The organism is Apilactobacillus zhangqiuensis, from assembly GCF_019656215.1.
Classification (GTDB): Bacteria; Bacillota; Bacilli; order Lactobacillales; family Lactobacillaceae; genus Apilactobacillus; species Apilactobacillus zhangqiuensis.
This window is the reverse complement of the sequence record NZ_BPLK01000001.1, coordinates 85,295-107,151: the sequence shown is the minus strand read 5'-3', so window position 1 is coordinate 107,151 and position 21,857 is coordinate 85,295. Positions and strand designations below refer to the sequence as shown.

Genomic DNA, 21,857 nt, shown 5'->3' with positions numbered 1-21,857 from the left:
CATTATTTGGCCTCCTTCACTGGTTTAATTGTACCGGCTTGATTTGCAATATTTAGATCATAATCACCATATTGTTCTACTAAAACCGGATCGTGGGTGATGAATAAAACAGCGGCACCTGTTTCTTCAATGACGCTTTTCACTACGTCTAAAAGCATGAATTTAGCTTCTTTGTCCAAACTAGCAGTACTTTCATCTAGGATTAACAACTTAGGTTGAGATACTAATGCCTGAGCTAGATAGACACGTTGTTGTTCCCCACCGGAGCAACTGCCCAAAGGGGTGTTGGCTAAATCTTGTAACTTAGTCATTTCAATAACTTTTTGGACACTTTGTTTTTCTTTTTTGCTCAACCATGGCAATATTGAATGTTGTAGACCAAGTCCAATAAAATCAAAGACGGTCAATGGATAGTCATCGTCAATATTTCTCAATTGAGGAATGTATTGCATGTCTGATCGTTTGATTTTGGATTGAACATGTTTATTTTTATTAAATTGTTTTAAAATAGTCTTTATTAAAGTTGTCTTCCCAACACCATTTTCACCGGTAACACAGGTTAAGGTTTTGGCGAAGATATCAAAAGACAAATCATTAATTAATTTACGGTTCTTAACAGCAACGTCTAAATCGCGTACTGATAAGATCAAATTGGATTCTTTATTCATCATTAATCCTCACTGTCTCAATTATTTATATACCATTGTAGTCGGATTATGAAAACAATCAAACATCTGATATATATTAATTTTTGTTATATAATTGATTTTAACATACATAACACAATCGGGGTGATAATTTGGTTAATCGTTTTATAAATAGATTCAGAGAAACACCAAATAATAAGCTAATTTATCGTGGCGTTGTATCTTTCATTCTCTTAGTAATTTTAATCATCGAATTAGCCAGATTTTTATCATTACCTAAGGTTGATGCCACTACTTTATACTTACGTGAAAAACCCAACGACGAATCAAAAATCGTCGAAACAATTCCGCATGGTCGTCATTTGAGTATCATCAAGTCGAAAAACAACTGGTGGTACACCAAATACAACGGACAAAAAGGATGGGTGCCTTCATGGCTAGTCGGAGTCGACAATTACGACGTCACAACTGGTGATAAGTTAGCCCAAAAGACAATTATTATAGATCCTGGTCACGGGGGCAGTGATTCAGGTACCCTTTCGGCCAATCAAAAATACATGGAAAAGACATACACCATCCAAACCACGAAGAAAGTAGCAGCCGAATTAAGAAAAAGACACGCTAACGTCATTATGACTAGAACCGACGATACTTACGTTACATTGAAGAAACGAACTGATATGGCTAGTGATTACCATGCCGATCTATTCGTTAGTTTCCACTTCAATTCTGACAACGGATATGGTCATGCCAGCGGTTACGGCATCTACAACTACCACAAGAATGCGGTCAAGGTGGCTAACACGGTCGCAGATGGATTAGACAATCTCCCAGTATCCAACCGTGGTGTCTCATTTGGTGACTACTACGTCTTACGTGAAAACAAACGTCCGGCAATTCTATGCGAAATGGGATTCATGGATAGCTCACACGATCTTCCATATATTCAAAGTTCAAGTTATCAAGAACACGTCGCAAAAGATGTCGCAAACTCACTTGATAAGTACTTTAATTAGACAAAGTATACAAATTAGGACGCTTTTTTTGTGTTCAAAACGTTTATAAGTCAACATTTACAACATTTTCCCTATTTTTAGTTATAATACATTTAGTTTATTCGGCACATATTAAATAACGAAGATGGAGGAAAATACACGGATGAAAAAATCAACTAAGATTCGACTTACCCTACTTGTTTTAGTCGGAATCATATTGGGATTTTTAGCAGAAGTATTTTTAACCATTTTTGATGACTGGACATCAACCGTAATTAGCTCTTCTTCGATAGATGTATTCTTTTCAATTTGTGGAATTGCTATTTGTGGTGTTGTTTTTATTTTTTCTTACCTTGGCGTTGTAAAGCATGACGAAAAGTGGCCAATCAGTGGTTATTTCACATCATTTATTTTTTACGATGTCATGATTATTTTGGGTGGAATGCTTGGCAAATTCATCCTTCAAATGTTTATCAAATAATGATTAAAAAACATCGCATACTAATTTCTAAAAAAATGTCTTGTTTTATTAATTTATCTTTACGATTTTAAAGTTTTATATAATTTTAAAATATTTCGATAAAAATATATTTCTCTTAAATTATAATTAACACCGTTACACAACGGTTCTAAAAAAGGGGGAAATATAGTGGATAACAAGACAAGAAATCGACTAATCAAGCTAGCTATCACTGGTATTGTACTTGGCTTTTTGTCTGAATTAGCCTTAACAGTTCTATATTCATGGCAGATTGATTTTATCAAATCTTCATATATATATTTTGGCCTATCCATTATATTAATGGTTTCAATTGGTCTTTTAATCATATACCTGTTCCTTAGAATAATTATGGTCTACCCTTTAGGATCTAACTTCCACTACCTACTACATTTCGCAGTATACGACTTGTCGATATTAATTGGCGGATCTTTGGGTAAGGTTATACTGACGCAAATCATTAATAACCTAAAATAATAATTTATAGGAGTTTTGTTTTTCAATGAAAAAGAAACGTTTGTCTCAATTAGGTAATATGGCTTTAATCGGCCTTGAGACTGGTGTCATCTTCTTAGTGCTGGGTGATTTAACTCAATATGTGCTAATTGATTCGAATGGTGCAAGCCTTTTTGAAATCATATTTGGCGTTATTGCAGTCATATTGTCGCTAATCATCTTTTACGAATCCAATAAAAAATTCTATCCAATCACGGATTGGCAATACCAGGGAAACCTACTCGTATTCGAACTGGCATTTTTCTTTGGTGTATTTATAGCAAAATTAATCATTGATCTATTTATATAAAAAAAGAGACCTCCACCGAGGTCTTTTTTTTAATACAATTTGATAATCGCCACAGCGATTAACATCACGACTAAACCAATATATTTCATAATGCCAACCGGTTTTTTCGGTGAATTCAAAAGGCCATATTTGTCGACCATTACACTACCGAATAAGTTACCCAATAGGACTAAAACGACGGTTGTTCCGGCACCGATTTGTGGACTTAAAAACGCGTTTGATAAAACGAAAATAGCACCCAAAACACCACCGAGCCAAATCCACCAAGGATTGCCCTTTCCAATCGCATCTTTGGCGTGAACATAAGAACGATCAACTAGTCCGGTAATCACAAACAAGATGATGGTACCGACTAAAAATGAGATAAAGGCTGCATGGATTGGTGAGTGAAGCACTACGCCCAAATGGCCATTAACTGGTGCTTGAGATGCTTGAAACATCCCCGCAACGATTCCTAAAATCTGCCAAGGAAGTTGTTTGGCCTTCTCGGAATCATCACTGCTCTTTTTATCTAAGACAACCATCAAGATACCAACGACTAGTAGAATGACTCCAACCAATCTGATGATGGTAAAGGCATGGTGATCTGCGTCAAATAATGAGAAGTTATCGATAATCATCCCCATGATGATTTGACCGGTAATTGGCATAATCACCGTTTGCACCGCCCCTAGGTAAGGAAAAATTAAAATGTTAGTGGTTAAACCAATGACACCAAACAATCCGCCCAACCAAATCCATGCTGGTTGGCTTGTAAATAAGTGACTAGAAAAGAATAGTGATTGACCACTAAACAAAGTGGCGAAAAGTAACGCGATGGTTCCAATTGTAAACGATAGCATTGAAGCTAGGAATGGTGATCCACCAGCTCGATTCTTCAAGTTTGTATTGACCGAGGTCTGAATGGGTAAGACCAATCCGGCTAAAATACCGAGTCCGTATAACATTAAAATGCCCCCTTAATTATGTACAATAAAACCTCCCGGCACGGGAGGTTTTTTAGTTTATATATTATTATTACATGTAAAACCTAATTCGTCAGAATAAATGCTTATTCTTCAGTTACTAGACCCTTCAATGCAGGAATAGTCATCATAGTGATGAAACTGATTAGGTATAGTACTGATAGCATTGCCATGATTACTAATAATGAATGACTTTCCATCAATAAACCGATAATGGCTGGTGAGAATCCACCGATTGCACGTCCGAATCCCATGATAAAGTTGTTGGCAGTAGAACGAACTTCGGTTGGGTATAGACGACTGATGATGGCACCATATCCACCGTACATACCGTTTGAGAAGAAACCTAATACTGTTGATGCTAGTAGCAATGTGAAACCATTGAATGAGAATGTAATTCCATATACTGCTACAGAAGCAACCAGTAGGAATAATCCAAAGGCCTTTCTAGGTCCAATCTTATCTAGGATGGTACCGAATGTTAACATCCCAGCACTCATACCAATGATGGTAACGATTGTCCATAGTGATGAACCGGCAACACTTAAACCAAGTTTCTTTTGCATGATTGAAGGTAACCAGTTGATTAGACCGTAGTATCCGGCGATTTGCACAATTACCATCACGATTAGCGCCATAGTTTGGTATGCCAATCTTGGTGTTGCGAATAATTTCTTTACAGAAACCTTAGGACGCTTGCCTGTTTCCATTGTATCAATGAAATCTTGGCTTTCGTTTAGGTTCTTTCTAATGATGAAGGCAAAGAAGATTGGAATGATTCCGATTAGGAAAAGTGAACGCCAACCAAATGCTGGAATCATGATTGCGGCTAATACGGCTGCCATCATTGATCCAACTTGACCACCGATTGTGGTGATTGACACCGACTTTCCTAATTGCTTTTTCTTGAATGATTCAGCTACCATGGCAACACCTGAACCATATTCACCCCCGGCACCTAGGCCGACACAAAAACGTAAAATAGCAAAAGTAATAAAATTCTGGGCAAACATAATTCCGGCAGTTGAGATGGCGAAAATGAAGATGGTGTAGGTCAAAATACGTACTCGACCAAAACGATCAGCTAAAAGACCAAATAAAATACCACCCAACAACGATCCAAAAGTAGTAACTGTTGAAAGCATTCCAGCAGCTGCAGTACTAATGTGTAAACCGATAATGATTGAAGACATTGCAAATGAGATGAATGAGATATCCATGCTTTCTAGCATTTGTCCAATCGATGTCGATGCTAAAACCCATTTTTGAGCCTTAGTCGTTGAAGTGTGGTCTTGCGTGTTTTCCATTATTCAATTCCTCCAAAATGAACGCTCACTGTCGTTCCTTATTTTTTTGAAATATCTGTTTTAGATATTTTATAAAACTATACGCTTTAATTTTTTCTAATGCAAGTTTCATTTTTTTATTGCTTTATTCTGATAAAAGCGTATATTGTAATCAACATATGATTTTAAATTAGTCCAGTGAGGCTAGTAAATCGACGAACGGAATAAGTGGACCCTAATTTGTCGTGTAGTCTCTGAGGCTATACGACTTTTTTGTTGGAGGGAAAAGTATGAACCCAGTATTCATTGCACTAGATTTTGTCGACGCACCCACTGTTTTAAAATTTTTGGAGCCATTTAAGGACGTCAAAACATTGGCGGTCAAAGTCGGCATGGAGCTCTTCTATCGCGAAGGTGCCAGCATTATCAAAGCATTACGTAATCAAAATATCGATGTCTTTTTGGATTTAAAACTACACGATATTCCTCACACCGTACAACAAGCTGCCAAGCAACTTGGCCAATTGGATGTTCAATTCACCACCGTTCATTCACTTGGTGGCAGCGAAATGATTAAGGCTGCCAGACGCGGATTAGACGAAGGTGCCAAACAAGCCGGAGTCAATGGACCACAACTACTTGCGGTGACACAGTTAACCTCGACATCAGAAAACCAACTCCACGATGAAGAATTAGTGAACGTTTCAATGGCCGAATCAGTATCCCATTTAGCCAAAATGGCCAGTCAAAGTGGTGCCGATGGCGTCATCTCCTCAGCACTAGAAAACGACTTGATTCATCAAGCAGTCTCTTATGATTTTAAGTGCATCAATCCCGGCATTCGCCTCCCTAGCAACAGTGTCGACGACCAAAAAAGAGTCGTAACACCAACGAAAGCTTTTAAATTACACACCGGCGGAATCGTCGTGGGTAGAAATATCACCCAATCAGATAATCCGGTTCAAACATACAAAGACATCTACAACGCAGTTAATGGAGGAATCAAATGATGAATACTAACCAATTAATCGCTTCAGACCTTTTAAAAATTAACGCAGTTACCCTTTCACCAAACAAACCTTTCACTTGGGCTTCAGGTATCAAGGCACCAATTTACACCGACAACCGCATTACGATTAGCTTTCCAGAAGTCCGCTCCCACATCGCTGACGGTTTAGCCGAATTAATTCGCACCAAGTTTCCTGAAGTCAAAGTAATCGGTGGTGTCGCAACCGCTGGAATCCCCCATGCTGCAATCGTCGCTGACAAGATAGACCTACCAATGATTTACGTGCGTTCAAAACCAAAGGATCACGGTCGTGGTAAACAAATGGAAGGAAGCATCGACGAAAATGCCCCAATCGTTTTAATTGATGACCTACTTTCTACCGGAAAGAGCGTTTTAAACGCAGCACAAGCACTTAAGAATGAAGGTTACAACGTGATTGGTGTCGTAGCAATCTTCTCCTACGAACTCTCTGACAGCACTAAGAACTTCAAGAAAGCCGGTATCGAATTTGATACATTAACCAACTACTCCACAATCATTGAACAAGCCAAAGCAGAAAACAGTATTTCAGACAATGAATTAGTCGTGCTACGTAAGTGGCGTGACGATCCATGGAACTGGATGTAAATAAAAAACCCCACATTACGTGGGATTTTTTTATTTTATAGAATTGGTGAGAATAGACGACTAAATACTTGTTTGAATTTCAACCAACGTGATTGTTTTTCAAAGTCCGCATAAGTCATTAACTTACTGCTTCTAATGTCGTTAACGTAGATAGAATGTAATTGTTCAGCCAATCCTTCATCGTAAATAAACGCGTTAATTTCGAAGTTTAGTTTGAAACTTCTAAAGTCCATGTTGGCGGAACCAACGGACGCGATTTTACCATCGACTAGAACGGTCTTGGCGTGAATAAAACCATCTTCGTAGAAGTAAATTTTGACACCATATTTTGATAGTTGTTTAGCATAATATTGAGTTGCACGATATACAAACGGATGATCGGGCATGCATGGTACCATGATTCGAATATCAACACCTGACATTGCAGCTGTTCTGATGGCATCCAAAGCACTATCGTCTGGAATCAGGTATGGTGATTGAATCCAGCAGTAGTTTTTGGCGTTTTGAATCATCTTGATGTAGCCCAACTTGATTTGTTGTAAATCGGAGTTAGGTCCACTTGACACCACTTGGATATTGGTAGAACCTTCTTGGAATACCTTAGGGAAATAAAATCCCTTGGTTTCTTCGACATCAATCTTGTGTTCCATATCGGTAACGTTCCAATCCAAGATGAATTGGGCTTGAAGATGATGTACGGCTGAACCGGCGATTCTCAAATGAGTATCACGCCAGTTACCAAATTTCTTCTTACGACCTAAGTATTGGTCACCGATGTTAAATCCACCAATGTATCCGTACTTACCGTCGATAACGACAATCTTTCTGTGATCTCTAAAGTTCAAACGGAAGTCCATTACGGCTGAATGAGTGTGTAGGAATGGTTCTACAAAACCACCGGCTTCACGCAACGGATCGAAGAAATGATGCTTGTTTCCCATTGAACCCCAACTATCGTAGATAACATGAATTTTAACGCCTTCTTTGGCCTTTTTAATTAACTCTTTTAAGACGCGGTGACCAATTCTGTCATCGTAGAAGGTATAAAATTCGATGTTAATTGAACTTTTAGCGTTTTTGATATCGGAAATAATGCAATCAAATAGATGATTACCTTCAGTGAAGATCTTAACGTGGTTTCTTCTGGATAAATCAGTAACATCTGAAGTCTTGAATAACTTAACAAGCGTTCTGTATGAATATGAAACCTCATCTGCTCTGATTTTTTCAGGATTATTATGTATTCTACCTTGTTCTTTTAAGATGTCATACATCAACTTATTGTCTTTATATTGGAAACGGAATAAACGTTTCTTAGGTAGTTTTCTTCCGACGAATGCATAAATCAAAAACCCTAGCACAGGTAGGAATGAAAGGACTAATAACCATGCCCATGTTGCGGCAATATCACGTTCTTCTCTAAAGACTGTAATCAAAGCCAAAATTTCATTAACTATAACAATGAAATATAGGATGTTAAAAAGCATAATTATCCCTCCTTTAAGCTTAATATAGCATAATTATAGCACAATATATTTCGCTTTTAGCTCATCATGATATACTATAAACATATAAATCTAAGGAGGTTAGACTATGACGTCGACAATCGAGCTTAGAAATACCCTAACTTTGGATTATGAAGTAGGGCCATTCATCTCACTAATTGTTTCATTTAACGAAATTAGTAACAAAAATGACTATTTAAATTTAATCGAAAATGTTAAAGAAGAATTTATTCAAAAACACGACGAAAATATCTGGCCAAGATACGAAAGAAAATTAAGGAGATTCAACTTTGATCGAGCAAAACATATCGGAAATGGTTCGGGAGTAGCACTATACGTTAGTTTTAAAGCTATCCACTCATTTGACTTAACCCAACCTGTTAAGACTCAAATCTCAATCGATGACACCATGAATGTTGCTCAACTAATCAAGGAAATTGAAAGTCAACTTCACTACCGAGTTTTAATCCTACGCGATAACGACTTCAAACTCCTAAGAGTTGATAACGGTCACTTTAGCATTTTAAATCTTGTGAACAAGCCAATTCCGGTCCTTGTAAACAATGATAAAAACAAATACTTCATGTTGGTAAAAGAATACCTAAGTGATTTATTCGACGACGATGATTACCTACAAACAGTGATTGTCGCCAGCGAAGAAAATCGCAAGTTATTCAACGAACTAGCTGATCAAAAGACATTTGCTAAAGACATAACAAGCAATGTCGATATGGATGATTTAGGTCCCGACAAGGTTTCTGAAATGATTGATGAATTGAATCAACAATTCTTCGATAAGTTAGCCAACGACAACAAAATTAAATACGAAAAAGCTAGCGATCACCGTTTAGTAGCTATTGATTTAAGAGATATTATTTCAAACGCCCTATCCGGTAAGATCGATACTTTATACATTAGCGAAGAAAGCTATAACAAGACTTTAAATGATTTAGCAATTACTACCATTGGTTTCGCCGGAAACGTTCTACTACTTCCAAAGAGCCAAATGCCAATGAACTTGGACTACGCTGCAATCACATTGAAGTTTTAAATAAAAAAGACCTAAGAAATTTCCTAGGTCTTTTTATTTTTTCTTAAATGTTTCTATATTTTTGCAATTAGTTACCCTTATGTGAGATACTATCATAGGTGTTATATGAATTTTTTCAGTAACCCCCATTTAAATGACATTATAAATGAAAAAACTACACACGTTTTTAGATGTTTGTACTAGAATAATCTAAACGCATTATCTGAATTAGGAGAGGATTTTTTAACAATGTCAGACATACAACTAAGACCTATTATTAACGAATGGGCAAAAGACTTTAGCGATGAAATCGTTGATTTACATTACGTTAAAGAACAATTATCAGATGAACAATTTGATAACTTTATGAAACAAGTTAAGGAATTAGATTTATTAACTAATACCGAAGCTTACAAAATTATTTACGATGCAGCTAAGAATGATTTGGAACTAAACCACATCGATGATTTAGCAAACCGTACCAATCAACTACAACGTTTGATTGAAATTACTGGTGAATACAGCGATCAACCAAAATATATTTTATTCGCAAACATGTTCGAAAACGCTGGTGTATCAACTGATGATACTTTCGCCCGTTTAACATATGCAGAACTTGCATTACAAGATTTTGAATAAGAAAACAAATAAGAGCGCCTAATATTAGGCGCTCTTTTTATTTTTCAATCCATGGATTGTATGCTCCACCACTGATACAGGCAAAGAAGATTCCCTTATCATCACTAGCTAATTCGTGAACAACATCATGAATTTTTTGTGTGTCAATTGCGGCAATATGGTAGTAATTACCGTCTTTTTGAATGTCATATTCCGGTAATTTTGATTGTAAATCAGCACTAGTTCTGACAACGTAATTCTTTTTCTTGGTAGTGTTATTCAAAGAAAATTCTTCGGTAAAATCACGTTTCAAATGCACATTGTTAGCCTTTAAATCTAAGATATCTTGCACTAACGCATGGGCGGTTGGAAATTCACCCGCACCTTGGCCATTAAAAGTTAATTTACCGATTGTAGTTCCTCGTAACCCGACGAAATTGTAGTTGTCATGGATTCCGGCTTCGATTTGTCCAGGAGTATATAAAGTTGGTTCAACCACAAAGTTAAAACTGTTGTTTTTCTTGAAACTACGTCCAAGTAATTTCACGATTAAATTGTGTTTTTTGAAGTACTTAATATCATCATCGGTAATATTTCTAATCCCGAATTTTAATAGGTGAGCTCCTGGTTTAACAAAGGTATTATAAGCGATATCCACGCTAATACATAATTTATTTTCAATGTCGTATCCATCAACATCTGCACTCGGATCGGCTTCTGCATATCCCAAGTCTTGGGCATCTTTTAGTACTTTATCGAAGCTTTGACCAGTCTTTGTCATGGTATCTAGGATATAATTACTAGTTCCATTCAAAATTCCGTGAATCGAATCAATTTGGTCAATGCGAAGCGCTCTTTCTAAATTAATAATCCAAGGAATTCCACCTCCGACGGCTGATTCAAAATAGAACTTTACACCATTTTCTTCAGCGATTTCATCAAATTCCTTCAAGTTTCTCGCCACGACCGCTTTATTAGCTGTCACAACGTTCTTGCCATGTTTTAACGCATCGATAATCATTGTCTTAGCGGGTTCTAGTCCACCTAGTACTTCCACGACTACATCGACTTCTTCATCATTTAAAATTGTTGAGTAATCATCCACAAATAATTCGTTTTGATCAACTTTTTCTGGACGAACAAATACATATTTGACCGATAAATCTTTTTCAAATGGATGCAAAGCGCTGTCTTGAATAATCTTTAAGACTCCATTTCCGACGGTACCGTGACCTAAGATTGCAATTTTCATAGTGCAAGCCTCCTTTTTTGCTTTGGCTTTATTATATCTTATTTCGCGTATTCTACCGCGGTTAATTTTCTCGCCTTAGCAAAAGCTTGATCTAAAAAGAGAGTGAACATATTTGTTCACTCTCTTTTTAGATACGCAGAATCTGCGATAATAATATTTAAATAAAATGAATGAATGGACGACCGCCAGCAACGATTAATCCAATCACAATCACTAGTGCGAAAACTAGGACAAGGCTCATTACCAATCCAACAGTTAACGACTTTTTATTCTTTTGGGCATAGGCCATTTCAATCAAGCCAATTAAGAAGATGGCTGATAAAACCTTCAAAATCGTGAACATGGCATCGCGTTCAAAGGCTTTGCTAAATAGTACAATTCCCGTCACGATGAAGACTAGATAAGACACTCTAGTAGCCATCATGTAAGGCTTAAAGTTATTCTTTTTGCATAGTGCGATAATCACTAAAGCGATTAGTAATACCGCAAAAATTAAGTGAATCCATAAAAACATGGTTTCATATTCCCCCGTTTATTTTTCTTTGTGTTCGTAATCTTGATCAATTTCAGATTCATCAACAAACAAAGTTCCGTCAGGGTTGCGTAGTGGAGTTAGTGTACTTCCGTATCCACCGTATTCAACACCGGTTCTTTGATCGATGTAAATGGATACTCCTGTAAATGATTCTTCTACTAGTTTAAAACGTTTAGACAATTGATTTCCTCCTCGGATTAATTCAAAATGTGTCATGTTTAGCTTTATTGTACAAAATAAAATGAGAATAATCAAAAAGACCAACATTTATGTTGGTCTTTTTACGTATTTATAAACAGATTAAATCATTTTGCTTAAAAAACGTTGGGCGTTAGGGGTTTGGGGATTTGCGAAGAAGTCTTGTGGAGCTTGTTTTTCTTGAATCTTTCCGTCATCCATAAACCAAATTTCATCTGAAACATTTTTAGCGAATTCCATTTCATGAGTAACGATAATCATGGTCATGTCCTTCTTAGCTAAGTCTTGCATAACGCTTAGTACTTCACCGACTTTTTCAGGGTCCAATGCTGAAGTTGGTTCATCGAATAGGATTACTTCAGGATCCATGGCTAGCGCACGTACGATTGCGATACGTTGTGCTTGTCCACCTGATAGGCTGTCTGGGTAAACGTTTGCCTTGTCATCTAGGCCAACGGTCTTAAGTAATTCGTGTGCCTTTACTTCAGCGTCTTCCTTACTCATACTCTTAACCTTGATGGGTGCTAGTGTGATGTTATCGATAACTGTCTTGTTTTCAAACAAGTTAAAGCTTTGGAACACCATTCCGATGTGGGTTCTTAATTGAATTAGTTCCTTTTCAGAACTACTTACTAGGTCTTTACCATCCAATAGAATCTTTCCAGAAGTTGGTTCACCTAGCATGTTAATGCAACGAAGGAAAGTACTCTTACCGGCACCAGAAGGACCTAAAAGTGAGATTACTTCGCCCTTGTGGACTTCAGCATTGATGTCAGAAAAGATGGTATTATTTTTGAATTTTTTAGTTAAATTTTCAATTTTAATCATTGGTTCCATGGCTAATCTTCCCTTCTAAGTGTTTCATAATTCTAGAAATTGTAAATGTGATTACGAAGTAAATGACCATAATGACAGCGATTGGTGCGACACCCAAGTAAGTGTCAGCTTGGACTGCTCTCATTTGATACATTAGTTCTCCAACCCCAATTACGGATGCTAGTGAACTATCCTTGATCAAGGTTACTAATTCGTTACCAAGTGCAGGCCAGATGTTCTTGAAGGCTTGTGGTAACACGATGTATTGCATTGATTGTTTCTTGGATAGACCAAGTGATAATGCAGCTTCGCTTTGACCATCAGAGATAGAATTAATTCCCCCTCTAATGATTTCGGCGACGTAGGCTCCAGAGTTAATAGAAATAGCGATAATTCCTGAAGTTAAGGCTGGAACGTTAACGACAGTTCCTAGACCAAAGTAGATGAACATAATTTGAACTAATTGAGGTGTTCCACGAATGAATTCGATGTAGCAAACGGCGATTGAGTGCAATAGCCAGTTGTGACTTAATCTCATTAGCGCAAAGATAATACCTAAGATGATACCGAAGAATACCGATACCACTGAGATGATCATTGTGTATTCGATACCTGAGATAAAGAAGTTCTTGTATTGCCACATTGTTTCAAATTGTGATTGTGACTTATTGTTAGTGATGTGTTTTGCGGCCGCTGGAACGAATTTCTTAGTGTATAGGTTATCCTTGTTAACCTTATCAATTGTCTTGTTAGCAGCGTTTTCTAAGCTAGTAGCCCCCTTGAAGAATGCAATCTTGTTTTGACTTTCTTGACCAGGCATCTTAGCGTCAATAATCTTTAGACCTGGGTTGTGGGCTGCGTAGGCTTGAGCTACAGCAGTGTCTAGTGGAATAGCTGTGATTTTTCCCGACTTCAAAGCAAGAATTAAATCGTTGATGTTTTCCATTCCCTTTAGGTTAATGTTCTTGATACCCTTCTTCACAGCGTCGTATTGCACTGATCCGATTTGAGCACCGATGGTCTTACCTTGAAGATCCTTGTATGACTTGATTTTCTTATCGTCGGCACTGTTTAATACCAAACTCAATCCAGATGAGTAGTAAGTCTTACTGAAGTCGACACTCTTGGCTCTTTCAGGAGTTTCGTTCATCCCTGCAATAACCATGTCAACCTTCTTGGTTTGAAGAGCAACTAATAGTGAATCAAATCCCATTGATTTAACCTTTAATTTTACTCCTAAGTTCTTGGCGATGGCCTTACCTAATTCGATATCGGCACCGTAAACCTTTGATCCACCATCATCTTTTCCAATAAATTCGTATGGAGGATAATCTGGGGCGGTTCCCATTACGATATAACCTTTTTGCTTAATTTGTTGTAGTGAGTTATCGGAAGCTGATGCTTGAACACTTGGAACAGTGAATGCTGTCACGAATAGTGTTGCAATCATTAGCAACATGGTAATTAACACGGAATGTTTCATTTTATTCTTCATGATTCATTTCTCCCTTTAGTTTTTCTTTCGCTTTTTCAATCTGTTTATGGACTTCATCAAAACCGGTTGAACCATAACTCTTTCTTCTTTGAATTGCGACGTGTGGTTTCAAATCTTCATATATGTCTTCTTCAAACAAGTCTGAATAGTTATGTAGTTGTTCTAATGGTAGATCCTGTAAGTAGCAATTTTCGTTTATGCATTTTGCGACCAATTCACCGGCGATACGGTGAGCTTGTCTAAATGGTAATCCCTTGGCTGATAAGTAATCAGCTAATTCAGTTGCATTTGAGTAGTCTTTTTCGACCGCTTGTAGCATTTTATCCTTGTTGACCTGCATTGTAGCAATCATTTCGGTCATTAGTTGTAGGATTGGTTCGATGTTTTCGACTGTATCAAACACGCCAGCCTTGTCTTCTTGTAAATCCTTGTTATATGCCAGTGGCAATGATTTCATCGTTGCTAGTAAAGCATTTAGGTGACCGTATACCACTCCGGTTTTACCCCTGATTAGTTCACACATGTCAGGATTCTTCTTTTGTGGCATGATTGAACTTCCAGTGCTGAATGCATCTGATAGTTCAACGTACTTGAATTCGTAGCTAGACCATAAGCAAATTTCTTCGCATAGTCTTGATAAGTGCATCATTAGAATTGAAGCATTGCTTAGAAATTCAATTGCAAAATCCCTATCCGATACAGCATCGATGGAATTGTTGTAAGGTGCATCTAAACCCAATTCATTGGCGGTGAAATGTGGATCAATTGGGAATGTGGTTCCTGCTAATGCCGCCGCCCCAATTGGTGACATGTTGGTGTGCTTTTGGTTAAATTCGAACCTATCGGCATCACGGTCCAACATTTCGTAGTAGGCCATTAGGTAATGGGCAAGTGAGATTGGTTGAGCGTGTTGTAAATGGGTATATCCTGGCATGATGGTTTCTAAATTTTCATCGGCTAGGTTGACCAATTCGCTTTGAAAGCTCCTAATCAGTGCAATGATTTGTGGTAGACGTTTCTTTAGGTATAAGTGAAAGTCTAATGCCACTTGATCATTTCTAGAACGAGCGGTGTGTAGCTTTCCAGCGACAGCACCGATTTTTTCGGTTAGCACCGTTTCAACATTCATATGAATATCTTCGTTTTGGTAACTAAAATGAAGTTTTCCTTCATTGAATTCTTCTTTAATCTCTTTTAGACCGTTTACGATTTGGTCTTTTTCGGCCTCTGTAATGATACCAACGTTGCTTAACATGGTGGCATGGGCAATTGAGCCCTCAATGTCTTCGTTTGCCATTTTGATATCAACATTGATTGAGGCTCCGAGCCTCAAGAATAAGTCGTTGGCGTCGCCGTTAAAACGACCTCCCCATAGTTTCTCACTCATCAGATTCACCTTCTAACTTGTTTTCAACTAGTACCTTTTCCTTTGTTTTAGTCTTCATAACATCTTTCATGAAGTTCTTTTGTAAGTTTTTTTGTTTTACTTGTGATGCGACTTGAGTAGGTAGTCCCCATAGTTTGATGAAACCAACTGAAGCATTTTGATCGAATGAATCGGCTGCGGTGTAAGTAGCTAGGTCTTCATCGTATAGTGATTCATCTGACTTAGAAGCGACTACGTAAACGTTACCCTTGAATAACTTCACCTTAACTGTTCCACTGACTGTGTCTTGTGATGATTGGATAAATGCCTTTAGTGACTTCATCAATGGTGAGAACCATAAACCGTTGTAAGTAAGGTTAGCGATTTGTTGTTCAACCATTGGCTTGAAGTGAGCTAAATCTCTTTCCATAGTTAGGTTTTCCATTGCCTTGTGGGCCTTTAGCAATACGGTAGCACCTGGTGATTCGTATACTTCTCTGGATTTAATTCCGACTAAACGGTTTTCGATGTGATCGATACGACCGACACCGTGTTCACCGGCACTGATATTAACTTTTTTGATAACTTCTGCGAAGCTCATTTCAACGCCGTTAACTGCGACTGGTTTACCTTGTTTAAAGGTGATGTCCATAAATTCTGGTTGGTCAGGTGTTTCTTCGATTGGTTTAGTAATATCGAAGGCATCTTCTGGAGCTTGGTTCCATGGATTTTCTAGGACACCACATTCATTAGCACGTCCCCAGATGTTGGCGTCGATTGAGTATGGAGAATCTAAATCAATTGGAATATCGATGTTGTGTTTCTTAGCAAATTCGATTTCTTCTTCTCTGTTCCAGTGCCATTGACGAACTGGAGTAACCACTGTCAATTTTGGATCTAGAGAATGGATAGCGACATCGAAACGAACTTGGTCGTTTCCTTTACCAGTACATCCGTGACAAATGTATTCGGCACCTTCTTGGTGAGCAATTTCAACTAGCTTTTGACTCATTAAAGGACGAGATAGAGCTGAACTCAATGGGTATTGCCCTTCATACATTGCGTTAGCATCTAATGCCGTTAGTAGGAAGTCTTCTGCGAATTCGTCTAGTGCATCAACCACGTATGACTTGATAGCACCAACCTTTAATGCTTTTTCTTTAATTTGGTTTAAATCTTTGTGTTCTCCGTAATCCTCACCTACATTAATGCAGCAGGCAATTACGTCAAAACCTTGTTCGATCAACCATGCGATTGAAACTGATGTATCTAATCCTCCGGAATATGCTAAAACGATTTTCTTTGATTGTTTCATGTGAAACATCCTCCTTTTTTGTATATAAACAACGAAATTTTAATTTCTATAGAGGACGATGTAACCGCGGTACCACCTCAATTTCTAACCCCCTCGCGAATGCTAGCTCATAAAGTCAATGACTTCCGCGTTAACGCCGCCAACGTTTGCTTCTACTCATTTCGAAGCTCACTCACAAGTACGATTAATCAAATGTCATTATTAACTCTCATCAACGTTAATTTCTCTGTAAATGATTGGTTTGATTAAATTCTTGATCATCATGCAAATATTTATATAAAAAAGTCCCCTAGGAATAAATCCTAGAGGACGACTAATCGTGGTTCCACCTCAGTTTCTGACATTCTCACGAACATCAGCTCATAAAGTTCATACAAACTTTAACGATAACGCGTTAACGGTGAATTCTACTCATTTCGAATTCAAACTCATAGGTACGATTTAATTAATGTCATCCTTAGCTCTCACCCGGCTTTGCTAAGTTCTCTGTAAATGACTGAATTAACTAAAATTCCTAATCACTGTTTTTAAAATTGATATTTATTTTTGGGTATAAAAAAATCCTCTTGGATAAGATATCCAAGAGGACGAATAAAATCGCGGTTCCACCTCAATTCCTAGCACTCTCACGAATACTAGCTCGAGAAGTTATAATAACTTCAGCGTTAACGCCGCCTACGATTTTTTCTACTCATTTCGAAAAATGACTCTCAGGTACGATTTAACTACCGTGTTACTCACTCTCATAACCGTGAGTTTCCTGTGAAACACTCAATAATTAAAATTCCTGTTCAACGTCTTATTTGATTGTCACTTATATTAATACCTTCTCAGAAAAATTGCAATGCTTTAATTTTATTCTAACGAATCCCAAGGGGCTAATTCGACCGGAGATTGGCTTAATAGCGCGGTTTTATCATTAGATAAATATTTTTTATTTATTACAATTTCGTATACATATTCGTTCATCCAACCATCATCCATGATGAAATATCCGTTGACACCATTCTTTGATCCCCATGAATTTTCCACTTTCCATTTAGTTGGTTTGTCATCGACTAAATCGACACCGGTTAATGCAGTGGCATGTGAAACGTTAGCTTCATGGTATTGTAGACGTTCTTTTTTGCTCATTGATAAATCGACATCAAAAAGTTCATCGTAATGGTATAGATTTTCTGCTAAGAAGCCTTTTTTGCGGTCAGATTGACGTGCAATGTCGTTAGCAAACCAAACGGCTTGACCGTCTTTTAATTGCGCAATTGCGGCATTTTTTAGGTCTTCCATTGGTAGGTTCAAGAATTCAATCTTTCTACCATCAACCACGTTTTCTTGAGCTGATAAACGATACATCTTGTCGTATTCCTTGTCAGGAGCGTTACTTAGAACCACGTAATCGTCTAAGTCCGCATCTGATAGGTACTTTTCATAGAATGCCTTAGGGGTTAAGTCACGATCGATGTGGTAATTGTCGTTATCATCCCTGTATTCGAAGTCAAAAGTCTTCGGAGGCACGCCAAGTGAGTACGCAGCAATCTTGTAAACTTCGGCTAGCATTTGTTCTCTAGCGTCATGGATATCTTCTTCAGACACACCATCATTTACCATGTTACGTAGTTTAAGTGCATCGTTTCTTAGTTTGTAATTCAAAATCGATTTCAAATCACTGGTACTTTCGGAAACGTTAGTTTCACTAAACGCAGTGGTTGGGACAACACCGTATTTTTGAACTAATGCTACAGCCATTGCCCATTGACCACCATCTGCACCTGGCCCTACTTCTAGGAAGTATTGAACGGTACGGTCGTCTAGTGGCTTGTCCGCAGTATTTATGATGCGGTCGTAAAAGATATTGGCACGTTCAATCTTATCCCAGAAGAATAGATAATTTTGTGATAGTTCGAAATCTTTGACATTATACTTAGCGCCAAATTGGTGCTTTAAGGTATTTAATAGTGCAAACATCCAGCAACGACCAGATTGTTTTTGGTTTGACACCTTACCAGTCTTCACTTCAACAGAAAAGATGGGATTTAGTTTTTCAGTGGCTGTTTCATCGTATGAAACATTGCCAATTCCATTTTGTGTTACGGTTCTTTCCAAAATCGCATTGGTAGGATTTTCTTCGTAGGCCGCACGTAATTCTTTTAGATCTTGTTCGGTAATTTTTGTTTCAGTCATTATCTACGTCCTCCTTATACCGCTGCCCAAGGGTCTAAATCGACTGGGGTTTGTTCTAATAGTTGTCTTTGTGAATCGGTTAGGTACTTCTTGTTAACGATAACTTCGAAGACGTTATTGTCCATCCAGTTATCAGCCATTACGAAGTAACCTTTTTCGCCGACCTTTTCACCCCAGGAGTTTTCGACCTTCCACTTAGTTGGCTTGTCGTCGACAATGTCGACCCCAGTAAGTGTCATCGCGTGGTTAGGAATATTGTCGTAGTAATCCAAACGTTGGGCCTTGTCCATGTTCATATCGATATCAAACAATTCACCACGTCGGTATAAATTGTCGTCCAAAAGACCATTTTGACGATCTGATTGTTCGGTCACGGTGTTGGCAAACCAGACAGTTTCGCCATCTTTTAATTGCGCAATTGCAGCATCCTTTAATACATCCATTGGCATGTTTAAGAATTCAACTTGGCGACCACCAACGACGTTTTGACCGGCCTTGTTACGGAATAATTGTTCCATTTTACGGTTGGGATAGTTACCCAAAACGACGTAATCATCTAAATTGATTTCGAAGTATTGATCGAAAAATTGTTTAGGTGTGATGTTTTCTTCGACATGGTAGTTTTGCTTGTCATCGCGGTATTCAAAAGTAAATGTTTCACGTGGAACACCACAGGCGAAACCAGCAATTTTGTAAACTTCCTTTAGCATTTCCTTACGTTTTTCAGCAATTTCGGCATCACTTTTACCGGCATGAATCATGTCGCGCAATACCATTGCGTCACGACGCAACTTACGGTTCAATACCTCCTTTAAATCGGATGTATCTTCCGTTACATTACTTTCAGGAAAGGCAGAAGTTGGCATCACACCGTACTTTTGTACTAGTGCAACAGCCATGCCCCATTCACCACCATCGGCACCTGGTGCGGCTAAGTAGCAGCGAAGTTCACGATCATCGAAAGGCTTATCAGCAGTATCGACAATGTGATCGTAAAAAATGTTAGCACGTTCGACCTTATCCCAGAAGAATAGGTAACTTTGAGATAATTCAAAGTCTTTTACGTCGTAGCGTTTCGCAAAATCGTGTTTTAAAACGTTTAATAATGAGAATAGCCAGCAACGACCAGAACGTTTTTGATTTGATACCTTACCAGTATCGATTTCAACAGAGTATGTGTGGTTTAATTTGGCCACAACTCGATTATCTTTGGCAGTATTATTGATCCCGTTTTTCATTATGGAACGTTGTAATACCTTGTTTTTTGGATCTTTATCATATTGTTCGCGCATTGCATCAAAGTCAGCTTGCGTTAACTTAGTATGAGCCATTAATTACACCCCTAATTAGCTTATTAATCAGTACTCCAACCAATTGCCTTATCGAATTGGATGCGACCATTTGCTTCATCGTCCATCGCTTGGTCGATAACATCAAAGGCCTTTTCTAGTTGTTCTTCGGTAATTACCAAAGGTGGTTGAAATCTTAGTACATTTCCCCTAACGGTAATCATAATTACCCCTAGCTCAAACATACGATAGATTAGTTTTGTCGCTACTTTAACGTCAGCTTTACCAGTCTTAGGATCGACGATATCAATACCACCGTCCAAGCCGTACATTCTAACGTCGCCGACAAAATTGTACTTCTCTTTCATTCTATCAAAGAATACTTTGGATTTGGCGCCCAAACGCTCACTGCGTTCTAGTAGGTGTTCATCTTCGATGATATCAATTGTTGCCATGGCAGCCGCTGTGGTGACAGGGTTTCCGGCGGTGGTGTATACATTAGCTGGCGCTTCAAGTGATTCGATAATTTCCTTTTTACCGATAACGGCACTTAGTGGCAAACCAGAAGCTAATGATTTTCCAACGGTCATAAGATCTGGGTAAATGCCGTCAAATTGTTGAATTGACCACCATTTGCCGGTACGGCCCATGCCTTGATTAACTTCATCAATCGCAAATAAGATGCCGTGTTCGTGAGCAAATTCGTATACTTTCTTTAGGTACTTTTCTGGTGCTTTGACGATTCCGCCGTCACCTTGAATTGGTTCAATCAAGATGACCGCTACCTCGTCGGCAGGTAAATATGTATCAAAAGGTAACTTAAACTCTTCGAACATACGATCTACAAACTCATCTTCAGTTTCGTATGATTCGCGATACCAAGGGCTTGGGAATGGTACTTTGTAAAAGCCACTCATTAGAGGTCCCATCTTTCTGTTCATGTTCAAACTAACGCCGGATGCACTCATTGAACCGTATGTAGAACCATGGTATGCTCCAGTAAAACTAACAACGTCTTGGCGACCAGTATATCCACGAGCAAACTTGATTAGTGCGTCATTGGCATCTGATCCTGAATTTCCCCATGATAATTCAGCCGGTCCATCGATTGGTGCAATTGCGGTCAATCTCTTTGCTAATTTAGCAGCTGGTAGGTTGGCAAAATATGCGGGAGTGTATTGGATTAGCTTTTGAGCTTGTTTGGTGATTGCATCAACTACGTGTGGATGACTATGTCCTGTGTTGGTTGAGGATGCGCTCGCTAATAAATCAATGTATTCGTTTCCCTCGACGTCCTTTAAAATCGCACCTTCACCCGATTCAATTACCATATCAAAGTACTTGATACGTGAAGCTGATGCGAAACATTCGTCTTCGTCATGCAAAATTTCTTGATTTTTCATATTGAACACCTCATTCCATAT

At 38.2% G+C, this 21,857-nt stretch carries 21 protein-coding genes and 3 other annotated features; of the genes, 7 read left to right on the top strand and 14 right to left on the bottom strand.

Annotated elements, in window-relative coordinates:
• Nucleotides 1-2: 2 nt before the first annotated feature.
• Nucleotides 3-671, bottom strand: a complete 669-nt coding sequence (locus K5Q07_RS00500) for a metal ABC transporter ATP-binding protein (RefSeq protein ID WP_220729121.1) — start codon at nt 669-671, stop codon at nt 3-5.
• Between the two features lie 128 nt (nt 672-799).
• Here K5Q07_RS00500 and K5Q07_RS00495 point away from each other — a divergent pair, with 128 nt between their 5' ends.
• The 3 genes from K5Q07_RS00495 (at nt 800) to K5Q07_RS00485 (ending at nt 2,946) form a co-directional block, all read left to right on the top strand.
• Nucleotides 800-1,663 (top strand): N-acetylmuramoyl-L-alanine amidase family protein, encoded by an 864-nt coding sequence (locus K5Q07_RS00495; protein WP_220729120.1) that lies wholly within the window; start codon nt 800-802, stop codon nt 1,661-1,663.
• Nucleotides 1,664-1,805: 142 nt separating this feature from the next.
• The gene (locus K5Q07_RS00490; RefSeq protein WP_220729119.1) at nt 1,806-2,123 is read left to right on the top strand and encodes a hypothetical protein; all 318 of its coding nucleotides are present in this window, start codon (nt 1,806-1,808) and stop codon (nt 2,121-2,123) included.
• Between the two features lie 520 nt (nt 2,124-2,643).
• Entirely contained in the window at nt 2,644-2,946 is a 303-nt protein-coding gene (locus tag K5Q07_RS00485) for a hypothetical protein (protein ID WP_220729118.1), read from the top strand.
• A 29-nt stretch (nt 2,947-2,975) separates the two neighbouring features.
• Here K5Q07_RS00485 and K5Q07_RS00480 read toward each other — a convergent pair whose 3' ends face one another.
• Together K5Q07_RS00480 and K5Q07_RS00475 are read right to left on the bottom strand one after the other, a co-directional pair.
• On the bottom strand, nt 2,976-3,893 hold the full coding sequence (locus K5Q07_RS00480) for a DMT family transporter (protein WP_220729117.1): 918 nt from the start codon (nt 3,891-3,893) through the stop codon (nt 2,976-2,978).
• 104 nt (nt 3,894-3,997) lie between these two features.
• The gene (locus K5Q07_RS00475) at nt 3,998-5,218 is read right to left on the bottom strand and encodes an MFS transporter (RefSeq protein ID WP_220729116.1); all 1,221 of its coding nucleotides are present in this window, start codon (nt 5,216-5,218) and stop codon (nt 3,998-4,000) included.
• A gap of 269 nt (nt 5,219-5,487) precedes the next feature.
• Here K5Q07_RS00475 and pyrF point away from each other — a divergent pair, with 269 nt between their 5' ends.
• Nucleotides 5,488-6,207, top strand: coding sequence for an orotidine-5'-phosphate decarboxylase (gene pyrF, locus K5Q07_RS00470; protein WP_220729115.1), 720 nt, complete (start codon nt 5,488-5,490; stop codon nt 6,205-6,207).
• Nucleotides 6,204-6,833 carry an orotate phosphoribosyltransferase gene (gene pyrE / locus K5Q07_RS00465; RefSeq protein ID WP_373310012.1) on the top strand — a complete coding sequence of 210 codons (630 nt, stop codon included), beginning with the start codon at nt 6,204-6,206 and terminating at the stop codon, nt 6,831-6,833. The genes pyrF and pyrE overlap by 4 nt, the downstream gene beginning before the upstream one ends.
• A 35-nt stretch (nt 6,834-6,868) precedes the next feature.
• On the opposite strand, the gene cls is transcribed toward pyrE, so the two are convergent.
• Nucleotides 6,869-8,320, bottom strand: a complete 1,452-nt coding sequence (cls, locus tag K5Q07_RS00460; protein WP_220729114.1) for a cardiolipin synthase — start codon at nt 8,318-8,320, stop codon at nt 6,869-6,871.
• A 106-nt stretch (nt 8,321-8,426) separates the two neighbouring features.
• On the opposite strand from cls, the gene K5Q07_RS00455 reads away from it, so the two are divergent.
• Both K5Q07_RS00455 and K5Q07_RS00450 read left to right on the top strand, forming a co-directional pair.
• Nucleotides 8,427-9,389 carry a baeRF3 domain-containing protein gene (locus tag K5Q07_RS00455; RefSeq protein ID WP_220729113.1) on the top strand — a complete coding sequence of 321 codons (963 nt, stop codon included), beginning with the start codon at nt 8,427-8,429 and terminating at the stop codon, nt 9,387-9,389.
• A 228-nt stretch (nt 9,390-9,617) separates the two neighbouring features.
• Nucleotides 9,618-10,007, top strand: a complete 390-nt coding sequence (locus K5Q07_RS00450; protein WP_220729112.1) for a hypothetical protein — start codon at nt 9,618-9,620, stop codon at nt 10,005-10,007.
• A 37-nt stretch (nt 10,008-10,044) separates the two neighbouring features.
• Here K5Q07_RS00450 and K5Q07_RS00445 read toward each other — a convergent pair whose 3' ends face one another.
• The 10 genes from K5Q07_RS00445 to K5Q07_RS00400 form a co-directional block, all read right to left on the bottom strand.
• Entirely contained in the window at nt 10,045-11,238 is a 1,194-nt protein-coding gene (locus K5Q07_RS00445; RefSeq protein ID WP_220729111.1) for a homoserine dehydrogenase, read from the bottom strand.
• A 157-nt stretch (nt 11,239-11,395) separates the two neighbouring features.
• Nucleotides 11,396-11,752, bottom strand: coding sequence for a YisL family protein (locus K5Q07_RS00440; protein WP_220729110.1), 357 nt, complete (start codon nt 11,750-11,752; stop codon nt 11,396-11,398).
• An 18-nt stretch (nt 11,753-11,770) separates the two neighbouring features.
• Nucleotides 11,771-11,953 carry a DUF6440 family protein gene (locus K5Q07_RS00435; protein ID WP_034530593.1) on the bottom strand — a complete coding sequence of 61 codons (183 nt, stop codon included), beginning with the start codon at nt 11,951-11,953 and terminating at the stop codon, nt 11,771-11,773.
• Between the two features lie 120 nt (nt 11,954-12,073).
• Nucleotides 12,074-12,808, bottom strand: a complete 735-nt coding sequence (locus K5Q07_RS00430) for an amino acid ABC transporter ATP-binding protein (protein ID WP_285289170.1) — start codon at nt 12,806-12,808, stop codon at nt 12,074-12,076.
• A complete protein-coding gene (locus K5Q07_RS00425; protein WP_220729109.1) occupies nt 12,792-14,282 on the bottom strand; it encodes an ABC transporter substrate-binding protein/permease in 1,491 nt (496 codons plus the stop codon). Before K5Q07_RS00425 ends, K5Q07_RS00430 begins: the two co-directional genes overlap by 17 nt.
• Nucleotides 14,272-15,672: an argininosuccinate lyase gene (gene argH, locus K5Q07_RS00420; RefSeq protein WP_220729235.1), complete on the bottom strand. Its 1,401-nt coding sequence runs from the start codon at nt 15,670-15,672 to the stop codon at nt 14,272-14,274. The genes K5Q07_RS00425 and argH overlap by 11 nt, the downstream gene beginning before the upstream one ends.
• Nucleotides 15,662-16,963 (bottom strand): argininosuccinate synthase, encoded by a 1,302-nt coding sequence (locus tag K5Q07_RS00415; protein ID WP_220729108.1) that lies wholly within the window; start codon nt 16,961-16,963, stop codon nt 15,662-15,664. The genes argH and K5Q07_RS00415 overlap by 11 nt, the downstream gene beginning before the upstream one ends.
• Nucleotides 16,964-17,011: 48 nt before the next feature.
• Nucleotides 17,012-17,233 (bottom strand) — a binding site (T-box leader).
• Between the two features lie 32 nt (nt 17,234-17,265).
• Nucleotides 17,266-17,494: a binding site (T-box leader), on the bottom strand.
• A gap of 49 nt (nt 17,495-17,543) precedes the next feature.
• Nucleotides 17,544-17,767 (bottom strand) — a binding site (T-box leader).
• A 51-nt stretch (nt 17,768-17,818) separates the two neighbouring features.
• Nucleotides 17,819-19,144, bottom strand: coding sequence for a C1 family peptidase (locus K5Q07_RS00410; protein ID WP_220729107.1), 1,326 nt, complete (start codon nt 19,142-19,144; stop codon nt 17,819-17,821).
• Nucleotides 19,145-19,158: 14 nt separating this feature from the next.
• Nucleotides 19,159-20,475, bottom strand: coding sequence for a C1 family peptidase (locus tag K5Q07_RS00405; protein ID WP_220729106.1), 1,317 nt, complete (start codon nt 20,473-20,475; stop codon nt 19,159-19,161).
• 23 nt (nt 20,476-20,498) lie between these two features.
• Nucleotides 20,499-21,836: an aspartate aminotransferase family protein gene (locus K5Q07_RS00400; RefSeq protein ID WP_220729105.1), complete on the bottom strand. Its 1,338-nt coding sequence runs from the start codon at nt 21,834-21,836 to the stop codon at nt 20,499-20,501.
• Nucleotides 21,837-21,857 lie beyond the last annotated feature (21 nt).

What these genes read in the sequence shown, in the direction of transcription:
- K5Q07_RS00500 (WP_220729121.1), bottom strand. Translation starts at nt 671, where the DNA reads ATGATGAATAAAGAATCCAATTTGATCTTATCAGTACGCGATTTAGAC.
- K5Q07_RS00490 (WP_220729119.1), top strand. Translation starts at nt 1,806, where the DNA reads ATGAAAAAATCAACTAAGATTCGACTTACCCTACTTGTTTTAGTCGGA.
- K5Q07_RS00485 (WP_220729118.1), top strand. Translation starts at nt 2,644, where the DNA reads ATGAAAAAGAAACGTTTGTCTCAATTAGGTAATATGGCTTTAATCGGC.
- K5Q07_RS00480 (WP_220729117.1), bottom strand. Translation starts at nt 3,893, where the DNA reads ATGTTATACGGACTCGGTATTTTAGCCGGATTGGTCTTACCCATTCAG.
- K5Q07_RS00475 (WP_220729116.1), bottom strand. Translation starts at nt 5,218, where the DNA reads ATGGAAAACACGCAAGACCACACTTCAACGACTAAGGCTCAAAAATGG.
- pyrF (WP_220729115.1), top strand. Translation starts at nt 5,488, where the DNA reads ATGAACCCAGTATTCATTGCACTAGATTTTGTCGACGCACCCACTGTT.
- pyrE (WP_373310012.1), top strand. Translation starts at nt 6,204, where the DNA reads ATGATGAATACTAACCAATTAATCGCTTCAGACCTTTTAAAAATTAAC.
- cls (WP_220729114.1), bottom strand. Translation starts at nt 8,320, where the DNA reads ATGCTTTTTAACATCCTATATTTCATTGTTATAGTTAATGAAATTTTG.
- K5Q07_RS00455 (WP_220729113.1), top strand. Translation starts at nt 8,427, where the DNA reads ATGACGTCGACAATCGAGCTTAGAAATACCCTAACTTTGGATTATGAA.
- K5Q07_RS00450 (WP_220729112.1), top strand. Translation starts at nt 9,618, where the DNA reads ATGTCAGACATACAACTAAGACCTATTATTAACGAATGGGCAAAAGAC.
- K5Q07_RS00445 (WP_220729111.1), bottom strand. Translation starts at nt 11,238, where the DNA reads ATGAAAATTGCAATCTTAGGTCACGGTACCGTCGGAAATGGAGTCTTA.
- K5Q07_RS00440 (WP_220729110.1), bottom strand. Translation starts at nt 11,752, where the DNA reads ATGTTTTTATGGATTCACTTAATTTTTGCGGTATTACTAATCGCTTTA.
- K5Q07_RS00430 (WP_285289170.1), bottom strand. Translation starts at nt 12,808, where the DNA reads ATGGAACCAATGATTAAAATTGAAAATTTAACTAAAAAATTCAAAAAT.
- K5Q07_RS00425 (WP_220729109.1), bottom strand. Translation starts at nt 14,282, where the DNA reads ATGAAGAATAAAATGAAACATTCCGTGTTAATTACCATGTTGCTAATG.
- K5Q07_RS00415 (WP_220729108.1), bottom strand. Translation starts at nt 16,963, where the DNA reads ATGAAACAATCAAAGAAAATCGTTTTAGCATATTCCGGAGGATTAGAT.
- K5Q07_RS00410 (WP_220729107.1), bottom strand. Translation starts at nt 19,144, where the DNA reads ATGACTGAAACAAAAATTACCGAACAAGATCTAAAAGAATTACGTGCG.
- K5Q07_RS00405 (WP_220729106.1), bottom strand. Translation starts at nt 20,475, where the DNA reads ATGGCTCATACTAAGTTAACGCAAGCTGACTTTGATGCAATGCGCGAA.
- K5Q07_RS00400 (WP_220729105.1), bottom strand. Translation starts at nt 21,836, where the DNA reads ATGAAAAATCAAGAAATTTTGCATGACGAAGACGAATGTTTCGCATCA.